Here is a 15582-nt window from a genome sequence, read left to right on the forward strand (position 1 = left end):
TGCATGATGCGCGTGCTGCTCGCCGAAGACGATATCGACACGGCACGGCTCATCGCCGGTGACCTCACCGGCCGGGGCTATGACGTGACGATGGTCGCCGATGGCGACAGCGCGCGCAGCTATGCGATCGAGGAGCCGTTCGACATCGCGATAGTCGATCGGATGCTACCGTCGCTGGATGGCGTCGAGATCGTCCGTGCTTGGCGAGCTGCGGGTATCCGCTTGCCGGTGCTGATGCTTACGGCGCTCGGCGGCATCGCCGACCGGGTGACCGGTCTCGGTGCCGGCGCGGACGATTATCTGGTCAAGCCCTTCGCGTTGGCGGAACTGGCCGCCCGGATCGATGCGCTGCTGCGCCGGCCGCCTCTCGCCACTCAGCTGACGCGCTTTCAGGTAGGAGACGTCATGCTCGACCTCCTCTCCCGCGATGTCAGACGCGACGGTCGGGAAGTCCGCCTTCAGCCGCGCGAGTTTGCGATCCTGGAACAACTCATGCGGCACGCGGGGCAAGTCGTGACCCGCACGATGCTGTTGGAGACGATCTGGGGTTTCCACTTCGATCCGCAGACCAACATCGTCGAGAGCCATCTGAGCCGGATGAGATCCAAGCTTAACGCCGGTTTCGCCGCAGATCCGATCGAGACGCTGCGCGGGGTTGGTTACCGGATGCGACGGGATGGGTGAGCTTTGGCGAAGCGCCGCCTATCGTATCGCCTTCGTCTATTCGGCCGCATTCGCGTTGGCGATTGCGGTGCTCGGCGCCATCGTGTTCGTGGCGGCGGATGCCGCCTTCCGGCATCAGCAGGACGTCGCGCTGGCCGACGAGACAAAGCAGCTCGTGGTGGCCTATCGCGGAGAAGGGCTGTCCGATCTGCTGGATGCGCTGGCGGCCCGTAGCGACGCCAAGGGCATTGCCGCGTTCGGATACGCGATGTTCGATCGTGATGGCCAGCGCATCGCCGGTGATCTCGATACCCCTCCGCCGCCGCCCGGCCTTCACGACATCCACTTTCGCGATCCCGAGGAGGGACAGGACGCGGCACGCGCCATGACTACCATCCTGCCTTCCGGCGAGCGGTTGGTCGTCGCGATCGATACCGAGGGACTGGAGCAGATCGACCGCACCATCCTTGGCCTTTTCATAGGCGCATTTGGGATCGTGGTCATGGTCGGCATTGCTGGTGCGCTGATATTGGGCGCCTATTTGCGCCGGCGTCTTTCGCGAATCGAGGCGGCTGCGCGTGCGATAGTCGGCGGTGACCTGACGCGGCGCGTGGCGGTATCCGAGCGAGGCGACGAGTTTGACGCGCTTGGCGCGACGCTCAACGCGATGCTCGACCGGATCGAGCAACTGATGGAGAACCTCCGTCAGGTGTCCTCGGATATTGCGCACGATCTCCGCACGCCCCTGTCGCGGCTACGAACGACACTGGAGGCGGCGCGCGAGAAGGATCCGGTCGGCCAGAGAAAGGCGATCGACGAGGCTGTCACGCAGGGGGATGCGCTGCTGTCGTTGTTCGGCGGCATCCTTCGCATCGCCGAGGTTGAGGGATCGACCTTTATAGCGTTCGAGCCGGTCGACGTGACCGCCTTGGTGGACGATATCTGCGAGGCATGCACGCCAGCGGTTGACGATGGCCACCGCTCGCTGTCGTGCCAGGCCGCCCCGGGCATGACCGTGAAGGGAGACCGCGAGCTTCTGGCACAGGCAATCATCAACCTCCTCGACAATGCGCAGGCGCACACGCCGGTAGGAACGGCGATCACCATCACGGCATTTAGCGCGGGCGGAAAAGTCTGCGTCCGCGTTGCCGACAACGGGCCAGGTATCATGGAACAGGATCGCGAGCGGGTAACTCGCCGGTTCGTGCGCCTCGATCCCGCACGATCTTCGGCGGGTCACGGACTCGGACTGAACCTCGTCGCTGCCGTCGCAAAATCGCATGGCGGGCACCTCGTTCTAGAAGATGCGCATCCGGGACTGGCCGCTACTCTCGTCTTTCCGGAGCTGATTCGATGAAGGCCGGCTTTTCGCTCTTATGTCTCGCAGGTGCTCTGACAGGCTGCGCGCACTACACGCCGCTGCCGCTCGAGACCGGCGCGAACGCCTCGCTGTCTGTCCCGTCGTCGCGAGGACTGACGGCCGCGGCAGCGGAGCTCAAACGGCCCTTTCTCCAGCCGACGACGATCGATCTATCGCAACCGCTGGACCTGAACGCGATCGCCACGATCGCCGTCATCGCAAACCCGGATCTGAAGGCGCAGCGGACCCGCGCCGGCGTTGCGGATGCGCAGGCATTTGCCGCCCGGCTGCTGCCCGACCCGACTTTTAACATCGGCGCGAACAAGGTCTTGTCGGGACCCGATGTCCTGCTTGACCTTGCTTCTGCGCTCGGATTCGACATCCAGTCACTTCGGACACGCGGCGCACGGATCGCTCAGGCCGAGGCGCAAGCCCGTCAGGTCCGGCTCGATCTTGCCTGGGCCGAGTGGCAGACCGCCGGTCAGGCCCGCCTTCAGGCGGTACGCGTTGTCGGACTGGAGCGTGCACAAGCGATCACGGCGGCGTCACGGGACGCATCGCGGTTGCTTCTGACGCGCACCCTGCGCGCAGCAGGCCGCGGCGACCTGTCTGGCGATCAGATCCAGGCCGCCCGGGTCGCGGCATTCACCGCCGAGCAGCAGGCAAGAACCACCGAACGCGACCTGAACGTTGCGCGGTTCGCCCTGACGAAGCTGCTCGGGCTGCCGCCGGTTTCAATCCTTCGTCTGGCGATCACCAGCGATGCTGGCGCTCCGCCGGACGCCGATCGGCTTTTCGCCCTCGCGCGGAGCGCGCGCACCGACCTCGCCGCCCTGCGGCAAGGCTATTCCGCGCAGGAGGCTGCGGTCCGGCTCGCCATCATCCAACAATTCCCGACGTTGGACTTGACGGTTAACGCCAACCGGGATTCCGCTGGCAATGTCCTGACCGGTCCCGCAGTCGCCTTCACACTGCCGCTGTGGAATCGCAACCGTGGCAACATCGCCATTGAGCGCACGACGCGCGAGGCGCTGAAGGCGGAATATGAGGCGCGCTTGGTCCAGGCGCGGGCGGATATCGCCGCAGCAGTCGGCGGCATCGCGGTCGCCGAACGTCAGCGCGCCACGGCAATTGCTGACCTCCCGGCACTGACCCGCTTCGCGGCCGCCAGTCGCCGCGCCGCGAACCGAGGCGACCTCGCCGCAGCCACCGCCGAGACAGCCGAACAAGCTTCGCGGGACCGCGAACTCGTGGTGACACAGACAAGCCAGGACCTGGGGGAACAAATGATCGCACTCGAACTCCTGACCGGCACGCCCCGCGCGGATTGGCTGAAGTGAGCGGCCGGATTGCGATCGTACTGGTGGGCACGGCGCTCGCCTCCTGCAGCGGTTCTGGCACCGACACCCAGAAGGCTGCGGACCCGGTGGCGCTGGTCAAGCTCGCACCCGTGACGAACGGCGCGGTGTCAGAACAGACCGCGGTCTATGGCGCGGCGGAGCCAGGAGCCGGTGCCACCGCAACGCTGGTGGCTTCGGAGGAGGCGCGGATAGTCAGGATCGTGGCGCCGGTTGGGACGCGGGTCTCGGGTGGCCAGCTCGTCGTGCAACTCGCGCCCGGGCCGACCGCGAGCCTCGATCTTGTCAAGGCGAACAGTGATGCACGCGCGGCTGAGGCCGCCTATGCGCGGGCTGGACGCCTGCGCCAGGACGGCCTGGTCGGCAATGCCGAGGTCGAACAGGCTCGCGCAGCCGCCGCGACCGCCGGCGCAACCCGGTCCAGTCTTGCACAGCGCACCGCATCGCTCGCCCTGACCGCCCCATCAGCCGGCATTGTCCAAGCGGTCACCGGGTCGCCGGGCGATCTCGTCCAGCCCGGCGCGTCAATTGCGACCATCGTCCGGGATGGCGATGTTCGCGCTCGCTTCGGGATCGATCCGGCGATCGCGCGATCGTTGAGACCTGGGCAGCCAATCAGGATCGAGGGTAACGGAACCCGCGGCCAGCTCACGGTGCCGATCGATGCGGTCGATCCTGCCGTTGATCCGCAAACCCGGCTTGCCGCCGTTTTTGCGCGACTTCCGGTCGGCGCGCGGATCGGCACCGGCGAGATCCTCACAGGCGCCGTCACGACCAGCGCTGGCTCGGGCCTCCCGAGCATTCCCTATGCCGCACTGATGGACGACGGCGGCCAGCCTTATGTTTTTGTCGTCACAAACGGCACGGCGCACCGGCGCAACGTGCGGACCGGGGCGAGTGACCGCCGGACCGTTGCGATTGTTGAGGGTGTCAAGCTCGGCGAGCGGGTCGTGGTCGAAGGCGGCACGGCGATCGAGGATGGCATGAAGGTTCGCACCCGATGAGCGTCCTGTCCCGCCACGCAAACGCGCTTATTTTGGCTGCCCTCATCATCGTTGCCGGGGGTGCCGCAGCGGCGTTGCGCATCCCGGTCAGCCTGTTCCCCTTCATCAACTATCCTCGGGTGGTGGTGGCGGTCGACGCCGGCGAACGCGACCCCGCGCAGATGGCGGCGCAGATCACCCGCCCGATCGAGATCGCACTGCGCGGCGTGCCGGGCGTGACGCATGTGCGATCAACGACCAGTCGTGGCTCGGCGGAGGTTGCGCTCTCTTTCCCCTGGGGTCAGGATATGGCCGGAGCCACGATGGCGACCCAGGGAGCACTCGCAACGGTCTTGCCCGATCTTCCGGCGGGCGCGCGCTTCGAGGTGCGCCGATCAGATCCGACTTTGTTTCCCGTCCTGGGCGTCGCACTCACTTCATCCTCGCTTGATCCCCAGGCGTTGCGTCAGCTTGCCGATTTGAAGGTTCGCCCCGCCCTGCTCGCCGTGTCCGGCGTGGCCGGGGTCGATGTTCTCGGGGGAAGCGCCCGCGAGTTCGCGGTCGATGTCGATCCCGCACGCGCCACCGCACTCGGGCTCAGCCTCGCCGACGTGGCGACCGCGATCGGCAAGGACAATGCGGTTCAGGGCGTCGGGAGACTCGAGGATCGCCACAGGCTTTATCTGGTGCTGGCCGAGAACCGGCTTGCGTCGATCGCGGACCTCGCCGCCACGCCGGTCAAGGCGGGCCAGACAGCCGCTGCGGGGATCGTCACGCTTGGCCAGATCGCAACGATTACCCCATCGGTCGCCCCCAGTTACACCCGCATCACCTCGGACGGGAAAAGCGCGGTGCTCGTCAATGTGCGCCAGTCGCTGACTGGGGACACGGTCGGCATCGTCTGGGAAACTGCGGCCCGGCTCAAGACGCTGGGCCTCCCGCCGAGCGTCACCGTCACGCCCTTCTATGATCAATCGGAACTGGTGACGGGGGCTGCCAACGCGGTGCGCGATGCGATCCTGCTCGGTGCCGTGCTCGCCGGGGTGGTGCTGTTCGTGTTCCTCCGTTCGGGCCGCCTCATGCTCATCACGGGGCTGATGCTGCCGGCCGTCCTCGCGGGAACGTGCCTCGTTCTGCTCGCGCTCGGCATGAGCTTCAACATGATGACGCTCGGCGGGATGGCGGCGGCGGTCGGTCTCGTCGTTGATGATGCCGTGGTGATGCTGGAGCATATCATGCGGCGGCTCCAGGAGGGCCAGGCGTCGGACCGGCGCAGCATTCTTGACGCGGCGGCAGAAATGACCCGCCCGCTCGTCGGATCGACCACGGCCACCATGGTCGTCTTCCTGCCGCTGGCGTTCGTGACAGGCGTAACGGGGGGGTTCTTCAAGGCCCTCGCGCTGACGATGGTGGCTGCGCTCGGCCTGTCGCTGCTGTTCACGCGCTTCGTCCTCCCGATCGCGGCGGCACGTTGGGTCGGCGCCCGCGAAGCGGAGGCGGCCGAGCGGGCCGGTGGCGTCCTCGCCCGGCTCGGCCGCAGCTATGAATGGTCCGCCGACCGGGCGTTCGGGCGCCCGGCGGTGTTCGCGGCCATCGTGGCGCTGGTCTTCGTGGGGGCCGGATGGATGGCCTGGCGGCATGTCCCGTCGGGATTCATGCCCGTCATGGACGAGGGCGGGTTCATCCTCGACTACAAGGCGCAGCCCGGCGCGGCGCTTAGCGACACCGACCGACTGTTGCGCCAGGTGGAGCGGATCATCGTGGCGACGCCGGAAGTAGCGAGTTACTCGCGGCGCACCGGCGCACAGCTGGGCGGCGGGCTTACCGAAGCCGACGAAGGCGACTACTTCATCCGCCTGAAGGGCGGGTCGCGGCGTCCAATCGACGCGGTGATGACCGATATCCGCCAGAAGATCGACACCGACGTCCCCGGTCTCCAGGTCGAGACCGCACAGCTCATGGAGGACCTGATCGGTGATCTCACCGCGGTTCCGCAGCCGATTGAGGTCAAGCTGTTCGGCGATGATCCCGCGGTGCTGGCGACGGCGGCAAAGCAGGTCGGTGACGCCATCGGCCGCATCAGCGGGGTGGTTGAAGTCGTCGACGGGCTTCGGGTCGCCGGCGACACCGTGTCGATCGCGGTAAATCCGCAGCTTGCCCCGCAACAGGGTCTCGACCCGACCGGCGTCGCGGGGCAGTTGGAAACGCTGATCGGCGGCACGCAGGCGACGCAGGTCCGGCTCGGCGAACAGCTGATAACGGTGCGCGTGCGCGCGCCTCAAGCCCTGCGGTCGCGCGCAGACGAGATCGCCCGGCTGCCGCTCGTCGCACCAGATGGTCATCTCGTCCGCGTTGGCCAAGTCGCAACGGTTTCCATCGTCGGCGGCCAGAAGCAATTGACGCGCGAGGATCTGGCGCCGTTCGTAGCGGTGACGGCCCGGCTCGAAGGGCGCGACCTCGGCTCCGCGATGACCGAAGTCCGGAAGACCGTCGCCAATCTCAAGCTGCCCGCCGACGTTCGGGTCGATTATGGCGGCCTCTACACGCAGCAGAAGCAGAGCTTCGCCGACCTGACGTTGGTGTTCGTCGCCGCGTTGCTGCTCGTGGCGTTGCTGATCACCTTCTTGTTCGAGCAGCCGATGTGGACGATCGCGGCTGTAGGAACCGTGTTACTGTCGGCTGCGGCAGTCCTGATCGGCCTGTGGGTTACCGGGATCGAACTAAACATCTCGGCGCTGATGGGCCTCACGATGGTGGTCGGGATGGTGACAGAACTCGTGATCTTCCTCTTGGCCGAACTCGATCCCTCAAACCCGCTAGACGCCGCCGGCTTGCGTGAAGCCGCCGGCAAACGGCTTCGACCGATCGTCATGTCGGCGCTCATCGCGATCCTGACACTCAGCCCGCTGGCGCTGGGTCTCAGCCGTGGCGCCGGTCTTCAGCAGCCGCTCGCGACCGCGATCATCTTCGGACTGACGGCGGCCGTACCGCTCGTCCTCTTGTTCCTGCCGGCGGCGCTCCTTGCACTGCGGTCGCGCAAGAACGGTGCCGTCACCGCCCCATGATCGCCTTCCTCCTTGCCGCGGCGCTGGCCCAGGCACCGACGCTTCAGCAGCGCCTCGCGCTCCCGCTTCCCGAGCAACGCCGGCTAATGGTCGAGCGGATCCGCACCGATGTTCGTAAGAGCGCCCCAAGCGCCGCCACGCCCGCGCTTGACCGCGCGCTGGAAATAATCGGTAAGCTGCCCCGCGAGGACTTCGTGGCGCCCGAGGGTCGCCGCTTCGCCTATGTCGATACGCCGCAGCAGATCGGATATGAGCAGACGATCTCCGACCCCTATGTGGTCGCGATCATGACCGCGGCGCTCGACCTTCCGCCGGCTGCCAATGTCCTCGATGTTGGGACCGGTTCGGGATACCAGGCGGCTGTCCTTTCGAGCTTGGCTGCCAAGGTCTGGTCGATCGAGATCGTGGATCCACTCGCCAAGGCAGCGGCGAAACGCCTGAAACGAATGGGCTATCGCAACGTCGCCGTCAGAAGCGGTGACGGGTTCGCCGGATGGCCTGAGAGCGCGCCTTTCGACGGGATCATCGTTGCTGCAGGCTCTGCAACCGTACCGCAGCCGTTGATCGACCAACTCAAGCCTGGCGGTCGGCTCGTCATGCCGATTGGAAAGTCGCAGGTCTTCGAGCAGCTCCTGGTCATTACGAAGCAACTCGATGGTTCGCTAAGCCGCTGCTCGCTTGGTTGGGCGATGTTTGTACCATTGACCGGCAAGGGACAGACCCCCGATGATCCACGGGCGCTGTTCGACCGATCGGTTCCGCTGTGTCACGGCAATCCGATCACCTGAGTGGATGCTTGCCGACCCGCCGCTTGTGGCGCGCCTGCTACAAGGAAATGACGTTCGTCGCGACGCACGGTCAACATGCTATTGGAAAGCCCAATGACATCATCCGACGACGGTACGTCGATCATCGGGCCATAACTTCCGAAAAGATTTGATCGGCGATCGCAACGTAGCGCGACGATGGGAACCCCGTGAGCCAAGGCATCGAGCAACCGGTGTTCATACCCGTCATGCAACCGCGCGAAAATAAATACGGCGCGAGGATCGCCAATCCAATAATCTCTGTCGTCTGCATCGGCGAACGAGGTGACACCGTCGACCCGAAGCGCCTCGACCCATTTCGCCATTTTGCGCCGCTTATGCGCGCAACCGACGATCGTCAGCCGCTCGCCTAGCTTGCCCGCAAGGGCGAACGCCCGGATGATTCTGATGAGCTGGCGGACGTCGCCGCTGTCCCCGAATGCGATGAAGGAAGGGTCCATAAAGGCAAGACGATGCTGTGCGGCGCTACCGCAGTCCGCCCCGTTAGGTCTCACAGCAGGTTGGACGTGGCGGCCGCGGCTCGATTAACCGGGGTCTCATGCGAAGCACGGGGCAAAGTTTCTACCGACAACCCGGTTGCGAACGTTTTTTCGACCGGGCGACTGCGGCAAGGCACTCACCGTGCCGTCCGGCTGCGAGGTCATGGAAGGAGACGTTCGCCAACCGACGGGCGATACCTTGCGCACCTCGCCGGAGAACGACCGTATGCTGATAACGATGCCGCTTTCTGCGATGGTTCAGCCTGTCGGTCCGCTATCCCCGGACGTGGCAACTGACCAGTCCGCTTCCGCGCTGCCTCCGGCATCGCCGCCGACCGCCGCGACCGACATCACGCAGACCGTGCCGACGGGGCCCTCCCAGCCCGACGCGACCGGGGAGATTGTCGTGACTGGTCGTCGTCGGTCGGCAGGTGACCCGCTTGAGGCGATCAACGCGAGGTCCTTTGAGGCGACGCAGGCCGTCGACAAGGCCGTGTTCGGTCCTGTCGCTTTGGCATACAAGCGGGCCATGCCGAGCCCTGTTCGAAGCGGCCTGCGCAACTTCTTCAAAAACCTGCGCGAGCCAGTCGTTTTCGTGAACTACGTTCTGCAGCTTAAACCCGGCAAGGCCGCCGAGACTGCTGGTCGCTTCGCGGTGAACACGACGATCGGCGTGGCAGGCTTCGTCGATATGGCGAAGCGCAAACCATTTAATCTACCTCGGCGGCCGAACGGATTTGCATACACCCTGGGCTATTATGGGGTAAAACCTGGGCCTTTCATATTCTTGCCTTTTCTTGGTCCGACCACGGTGCGTGATGCCATCGGCGGGTTGATCGACCGCGCGGTCGTACCGGGTATCGGCGGACCGCCATTTAATCAGCCTGCGTATGTCGTGCCAGCAACAGGGCTGGGCGTGCTCGATCGACGGGCTGAGTTCGATGAAGACCTGCAGCGCATTCGTGCGAGCGCAGATCCCTATGTTGCGCGTCGCGATTTTTATCTTCGGAAACGGCAGCGTGAGATCGACGCGTTGCACGCGTCGTCGCCGTCACATGCCAAAGTGACCGACCCGTCCTCGGCGCCTCCGCCGGCCTCTTCAGTCATGGTGCCGATTAACCCCGCTGCGGTCAAACTAACGCAGTGTTCCCCCACGATGGATGCACCAGCGTCCTCACCGATGTTTTAAGTCGGAGCAGTCGATCGCGCACGCGGGCTGACGAATCTGATCGCAGAGGTGTAGACGATAGTGGCGAAAGACTGGCTAAGTTGATCGCCATTCGGCGGTATCGGCACATCCACTACTGCCAACAAGGCTCAGAGCTTGTCTTTAAGGGCTTTGGCAGCCGCAAATGATACTTTCTTGGAGGCAGCGATGTCCATCGGCTTCCCGGTCGCGGGGTTACGGCCCTGGCGTGCCGGGCGGTCCTTCACCGAGAACTTGCCGAAGCCAGGAATCGATACTTCCTCCCCGCGTCCGGCCGCCTCAGCGATCTCGATAAAGACGGCCTGTATCGTCGCCTTCGCCTGCGCCTCGGTGAAGTCGGTTATGGCAGCGATCTTCTTCGCGAGGTCGGACGTGTTCATACGAGGCATTCTCCGGTTGATCGTATGCAATCATAGTGGCTGCCGCTTGTGAGACAACCAAGTTGCTCGACCACATCAACGCCGGCATTTTTCGGCGGGATCGATGGGTTCGACGATCGTGAAGGAGAGGGCTGCAGGCGAAATCGCTTTCGTCCGGCTCAAGGAGTCGCGGACAGCCTTGGAATGCCGACAATCGGACAGCCAAGCCTGAGGCGCGCGTGTTGACGGATCTCCTCTCAAGCGGCACGCCTACGCGCAAAAATGCGGTGATCGTTCTAACGGGCCCGACGGGAGATCGCGTAGGTTCCGCACCCGAAAGCACGAACCTCTGCGACACAACGCCGGCCCGGTCGGTCGAGGCTTCCAACTCGCTCTTGAGTTCGGTCCTGCGATCGTTGACCTCTTTCACGACGCTTAAGCAACGGGGGCAAAAGTGGCGAGCTGCTGTTTCACGATCGATGTCGAACCCAATCTCCATCTCGCCTGCTTCCGACTTGCCGGCACTTTCGCGGCCGCGGACGTTGAACGGTTGATCGTCGAGCGCGACCGAGCATTCCACGCCTTGACCTCAAAGCAGAATCGCCACCTCGCGCTCGTGGACATACGGCATATGACGCCTCAAGGGTTGAGCAGCTTCGCTGCGTTCGGCCAGCTGTTGTTGCAGCGCGAACCGCGCGCGCTGCGCCTCGCCTTTCTCATCGTGACAAATCTGGCGAGCATGCAGGCCCAACTCGCCGCCCATGGTCGAGGAGCACAATTTTTCTTTGACGAGGATCAGGCGCGATCATGGCTGCTTGCCCATGACACCCCGCCTCTCGCGTTCCCGATTGTCGCTTCTGGCAGCGTGCTGCAGCTTGATCCGCCCCCATGTTCGATTGCTTAGAGAACAATGCAACCTCCTGCTAGTGACGGCCGAGAAGCGCGGCCGCGTGTTCCGGGATCCGAAAGTGGAGCGCCGCAGCCCAGCCGCCCGTCGCGAAAAGGAACCAAAGCGCGGGCGGAAGCTGCGGGGTGCGGACGTTCGGCGCCGTGCCCCACACGGACTCGCGATAGCGCTGCCAGACCCGATTGATCCGATGGCGATCACGACTCTCGCCCGAACCCGACCTACCCGGTCGCATAGAGCGCGATCGCCAGAGACATGCAGAAGATCGAGAGCCAGATCACGATCTGGCCGAAGATGTGGAGGACGAGCCCCATCCAGCCGTAGCGACGGCGAAGCGCGATCCCGCTCGCGACCGCGACGAAGAACGCGATGGTGACGGGCATCGAGATCGACGGCGAACGCTTCAGGCTCGCCTCGACGATCGGCACGAGACCGACCGCCATCACGGCCCCTGTACATTGTTCGGACACAGATTCACGGTAGCGGTTTGACGAGCAGCGGCATGAGGCCGTTAGCGTCGAGATCGAGGCGATCGGACCAGACATAATCGCCAGTGAGATTGATGCGGTCCCATCCAAGCGGCGAAAGCCGAGTCAGCATAGTGGGATCGATCGGCGTGCCGCGACGGCGCATTTCTTCAATCGCGCTGCCGAGATATCGGCAGTTGAACAGTATGATCGCAGCGGTGACGAGGTTGAGCGCAGCAGCCCGAGTTTGCTGGTTTTCCAAGCCACGATCACGAAAACGGCCGAGTCGGTGGAAAGCGACTGCCCGGGCCAGACTGTTGCGCGCCTCGCCCTTGTTCAATTCGGCGGTAACGGTGCGGCGCAGAGCCGGATCGTCGAACCAGCGCAGCGTGAACAGCGTGCGCTCAATCCGCCCGACCTCGCGCAGTGCCGCGGCAAGGCTGTTCTGCTGGCGGTAGGCGGACAGCTTCTTCAAGATCAAGGATGGCGTGACGGTGCGGTCACGCATCGCTCCGATGACACGTTCGATATCCGGCCAGTGGTTGACGATCAGGTCCGGGTTGAGCCTGTGACCGAACAGCGATGCGAGCCTGCCATAACGCTTCGGGGGTTCGAAGGCGTAAAGGCGCCGATCTGACAAACGGGGAATGCGCGGCTCGAAATCGAGCCCGAGCAGATGCATCGTCGCGAACACGATATCGGAAACGCCGCCCCCATCGACGTGCAGCGCGGTTAGATCAGCGTTGCTATCGTGGCCGAGAATGCCGTCGAGCGCATGGATAGCTTCCCCTGCCGTACCGGCGATCACAGTCTGGTGAAGTGGCGCGTACCGATCGGTGATGGTGGTGTAGATCTTGACCACCGGGTCGCGACCATAATGCGCATTGACCGCTCCGCCGGCTTCACCCGGGCCGCCTAGGTAAAAGGCCTGACCATCTGCCGACGCCCGGTGCCCCTGCCCGAACCATGCGGCGATCGGTTCGGCGTGGATGGCATCGGTCAGACAGGCGAGCGCTGCTCGAAAGGTTTCCTCGCGCATGTGCCATGTCTGCATGCGCAGCAGCGCCCGGCGTGACCCTGCGCCGCATACCTCGGCCATGCGCGACAACCCGAGATTGGTCGCCTCGGCAATTAGGGTGGCGAGGAAGGCGCGCTCGTCAGCAGGCGGCAGCCCGGTTGAAACGTGACCGAAATGCCGGGTGAAGCCGGTCCAGTGTTCGACCTGGGACAGCACGTCGGTGATACGGGTAGCAGGCAGCATACCGTAACAGGCGAGCGTCAGGTGCCGCCCTTCATCTTGCCTGCCGTCATCATCCTTCTGCTCTTTGGGAAAGCGTAATCTCTCCCCGGCGAATAGGGCGGCATCACGCCCGTCCAGATTGCGGGCAACGCCGCGCAAGGCGCTGTCGAGTTGCTCAGCGCGCTGATCGAGCCATGCATGTGGGTCGCCGAGTGAGAACGGCGGTTGGACTGTTGCGCCTGGCGATGGCGCAAGCAGCACGTCCAATGACCGATGCATCCGCGACGTCGGCACCCAGATATCACCCGATGCCAGCGCATTGGCGAGCGCGCCGTAAGTCGCCATCTCCCAATGCGTCCGGTCGATCTTTCCTGCGACCACGACATGGCGTTGCCAGCGCCGCTCGACATGACCGAGCGGAACGTCGGCGGGAAGGGGTTTGCGCCAGTCGCCATCGAGATCCGACAGGACCATCATCGCATTGCGCAATGTCGCGGTGCCGGCCCGGCCGTAGAAATCGAGCGCTTGCAGAAACTGTGGTCCTGCCCGCTTGAAGGTTCGGTACTCGGCTGCAACCTCACTCAGCACATCATCCCTGTGAGGTGCGGCGGTACGACGGATGATCGCCGCATCCGCATCGAGCATTTCTAGAGGCATGATATCCCTGATGGCAGCGCCGATATCTTCACCAGCGCGTGCTGCTCGGCTGATCGTTTCCAGCACCATGGCGATGCGCATCAGCCGGTCGCGTCCCTCGCGTCCCGAAACCGCGACCCGCTGTTCCAGGCGTTTGCGCGCACGAAGGTGAGCGCGTCCCATCAAGGCGCCGAACATGGAGATCGCCGCGTCGGTAAGCGTGGCCTCCAACTCGCGCAGCGTGGCCAGCAGGATGACCCGCCTGCGGGCAGATCGCATCTGTTGGAAAGCCTGGGCGGTATAGCGCACACCTTCGCGAGCGAATTGCGTCAGGCGTGGTTCGTGCCGGGGATCGATTGGAACACGGGAAATGCCGGTCCAGCGGATCAGTGCGATCTTCTCGAGGATTTCGGCGAGCGAGGCAGACGCGACGCGAGGCTCCGGTTCGCGCAGCCAGGAAAAGCGGCTTTGTCGGTCGTGCACCTTGTCGTCCACCAGCGTGTCGAGACGCTGACGCATCTCTGTATCGAGCGTGTCGTCGACCGCGTCGACCAGATCGGTTTCCGCCCGAAGCATCGCCTCGGCTGCCATACGCTCCACAACGCTGATACCGGGAATGACGACGCGCCGGGTGCGTAGTTCGCCCAGCAGTCGGTCTAGCAGAATGCACCCGTCAACGAAGGGCATGGCTTCGATCGCCAGCCACGCGGTCATCGAAGTGCGAACTGGCTGGCTCAGATCGGTAAAACCAAACCGGGCTTTGATGGCGGCAAGCTGATCGTAGCGGGTCGGTGTACGCCGCGCGAAGTCGGCGATGACGCCCGCATCAACCCCAACCTGGTCGGCGATATGGTCGAGCATGATCGCCGGCAACAGCTCGCCGGTGCGCAGATGTCGTCCAGGATAGCGCAGACAGCAGAGTTGCAGGGCATAGCTCAGCCGGGTCGCTGGAGTTCGCGCGATACCGATCGCGACCAAGTCTTCGGCATCGAGAGCATGATGTCGCACCACCATCGTCTCGGTATCAGGCAGCGCCAGCAGTGCGGCGCGCTGCCGCTCGGTCATTGGAATGCGAGCAGGCACGTTTGATCCTCCAAAAACCTCTTGCCTTTTGCTCGCTTAATGAAAGAGGATTGTGAAAGGCGGAAGGCGGCGGGAATCCGTGCATGCTGTTTCTGCCTCCGGATACGGCCGTTTGTGAAAGACTCAGGATGACCCGCGAACCCTATCTGATCGGCTATGCCCGTGTGTCGAAGGGCGACGACCAATCGAATGCGGCTCAGCGCCACGCACTCGATGCGGCGGGCTGCAGGCGAGTATTCGAGGAGACCGCCAGCGGCGGTCGATGGGACCGACCTAGGCTTCTGGAGATGATCGGCCAGCTGCGCGAGGGCGACGTGGTCGTCGTCTGGAAGCTCGACCGGTTGTCGCGCAGCCTGAAGGATATGCTGCACATCATGGAGCGGATCGAGCTGGCAGGTGCAGGCTTCCGCTCGTTGACCGAAGCAATTGACACGACCACGGCCGCGGGGCGCATGATGATGCAAATGATTGGCAGCTTTGCCGAGTTTGAACGCGCAATGATCCGCGAGCGCACTAGCGCCGGCCTCGCCCAAGCCCGTGCAGAGGGACGGATTGGCGGGCGCCGGCGCAAGCTCGCGGAGAAGCAGCGTCGTGAAATTGCTGAATCCGTCGTCTCCGGACGTAAGTCAGGTGCCGAAATGGCCCGCCTTTATGGTGTCAGCGAACCTACCGTTTCGCGCATCGTGGCCGCACATCGGCAAAGCATAGAAGTCACAGCGGCGTAGGTGTTCCCGGACAGCGATGAATCGTTATCCGACCTTTTAAGCGATGCCTACAGCCGGCATTACGCGGTGTTACAACCGTACAGCTATTTACCCGCCGTCTCACGAAAGAGCCGAGTTTGAGACGTTACATGGACCGCAGTGGGGGACGACATTCTTCGTGGAAGATGATCCACGGGGTCGCAGATCGCCACGGCATAAACTATCCATCAATTTAGGAGATTTT

The 15582-nt window shown here is 64.2% G+C and carries 13 protein-coding genes; 9 read left to right on the plus strand and 4 right to left on the minus strand.

Features of this window, described 5'->3' with window-relative positions; all coding sequences use genetic code 11:
- Nucleotides 1-6 precede the first annotated feature (6 nt).
- Genes DM480_RS17015 through DM480_RS17040 form a run of 6 tightly spaced genes read left to right on the plus strand, consistent with a single transcriptional unit; the run spans nt 7 to nt 8217 of the window.
- Entirely contained in the window at nt 7-684 is a 678-nt protein-coding gene (locus tag DM480_RS17015) for a response regulator transcription factor (RefSeq protein ID WP_115381774.1), read from the plus strand.
- Nucleotides 677-2020 (plus strand): sensor histidine kinase, encoded by a 1344-nt coding sequence (locus DM480_RS17020; protein WP_115381728.1) that lies wholly within the window; start codon nt 677-679, stop codon nt 2018-2020. The genes DM480_RS17015 and DM480_RS17020 overlap by 8 nt, the downstream gene beginning before the upstream one ends.
- Nucleotides 2017-3363, plus strand: coding sequence for a TolC family protein (locus DM480_RS17025; RefSeq protein ID WP_115381730.1), 1347 nt, complete (start codon nt 2017-2019; stop codon nt 3361-3363). The genes DM480_RS17020 and DM480_RS17025 overlap by 4 nt, the downstream gene beginning before the upstream one ends.
- Complete coding sequence (locus DM480_RS17030; RefSeq protein WP_232834223.1) at nt 3360-4385, plus strand: efflux RND transporter periplasmic adaptor subunit; 1026 nt, start codon at nt 3360-3362, stop codon at nt 4383-4385. The genes DM480_RS17025 and DM480_RS17030 overlap by 4 nt, the downstream gene beginning before the upstream one ends.
- Nucleotides 4382-7429 carry an efflux RND transporter permease subunit gene (locus tag DM480_RS17035; RefSeq protein ID WP_115381734.1) on the plus strand — a complete coding sequence of 1016 codons (3048 nt, stop codon included), beginning with the start codon at nt 4382-4384 and terminating at the stop codon, nt 7427-7429. Before DM480_RS17030 ends, DM480_RS17035 begins: the two co-directional genes overlap by 4 nt.
- Nucleotides 7426-8217, plus strand: a complete 792-nt coding sequence (locus DM480_RS17040; protein WP_064311291.1) for a protein-L-isoaspartate(D-aspartate) O-methyltransferase — start codon at nt 7426-7428, stop codon at nt 8215-8217. The genes DM480_RS17035 and DM480_RS17040 overlap by 4 nt, the downstream gene beginning before the upstream one ends.
- Here the strand turns inward: DM480_RS17040 and DM480_RS17045 are convergent.
- Nucleotides 8196-8696: a hypothetical protein gene (locus DM480_RS17045; RefSeq protein ID WP_115381736.1), complete on the minus strand. Its 501-nt coding sequence runs from the start codon at nt 8694-8696 to the stop codon at nt 8196-8198. The two genes, DM480_RS17040 and DM480_RS17045, sit on opposite strands and share 22 nt — an antisense overlap.
- A 265-nt stretch (nt 8697-8961) precedes the next feature.
- Between DM480_RS17045 and DM480_RS17050 the strand changes: the two genes are divergently transcribed.
- On the plus strand, nt 8962-9924 hold the full coding sequence (locus DM480_RS17050) for an MlaA family lipoprotein (protein WP_115381776.1): 963 nt from the start codon (nt 8962-8964) through the stop codon (nt 9922-9924).
- A gap of 128 nt (nt 9925-10052) precedes the next feature.
- Here the strand turns inward: DM480_RS17050 and DM480_RS17055 are convergent, their stop codons facing one another.
- Nucleotides 10053-10322: an HU family DNA-binding protein gene (locus tag DM480_RS17055; RefSeq protein ID WP_064311294.1), complete on the minus strand. Its 270-nt coding sequence runs from the start codon at nt 10320-10322 to the stop codon at nt 10053-10055.
- Nucleotides 10323-10755: 433 nt separating this feature from the next.
- Between DM480_RS17055 and DM480_RS17060 the strand changes: the two genes are divergently transcribed.
- Nucleotides 10756-11205, plus strand: coding sequence for a hypothetical protein (locus DM480_RS17060; RefSeq protein WP_115381738.1), 450 nt, complete (start codon nt 10756-10758; stop codon nt 11203-11205).
- 224 nt (nt 11206-11429) lie between these two features.
- Here DM480_RS17060 and DM480_RS17065 read toward each other — a convergent pair whose 3' ends face one another.
- Nucleotides 11430-11651 (minus strand): hypothetical protein, encoded by a 222-nt coding sequence (locus DM480_RS17065; protein ID WP_115381740.1) that lies wholly within the window; start codon nt 11649-11651, stop codon nt 11430-11432.
- A 31-nt stretch (nt 11652-11682) separates the two neighbouring features.
- Nucleotides 11683-14634 carry a Tn3 family transposase gene (locus DM480_RS17070; protein ID WP_443026405.1) on the minus strand — a complete coding sequence of 984 codons (2952 nt, stop codon included), beginning with the start codon at nt 14632-14634 and terminating at the stop codon, nt 11683-11685.
- Between the two features lie 128 nt (nt 14635-14762).
- Between DM480_RS17070 and DM480_RS17075 the strand changes: the two genes are divergently transcribed.
- A complete protein-coding gene (locus DM480_RS17075) occupies nt 14763-15359 on the plus strand; it encodes a recombinase family protein (RefSeq protein WP_115381778.1) in 597 nt (198 codons plus the stop codon).
- The last annotated feature ends 223 nt before the right edge of the window (nt 15360-15582 follow it).

The sequence above is a fragment of the Sphingomonas sp. FARSPH genome (assembly GCF_003355005.1).
GTDB lineage: Bacteria > Pseudomonadota > Alphaproteobacteria > Sphingomonadales > Sphingomonadaceae > Sphingomonas.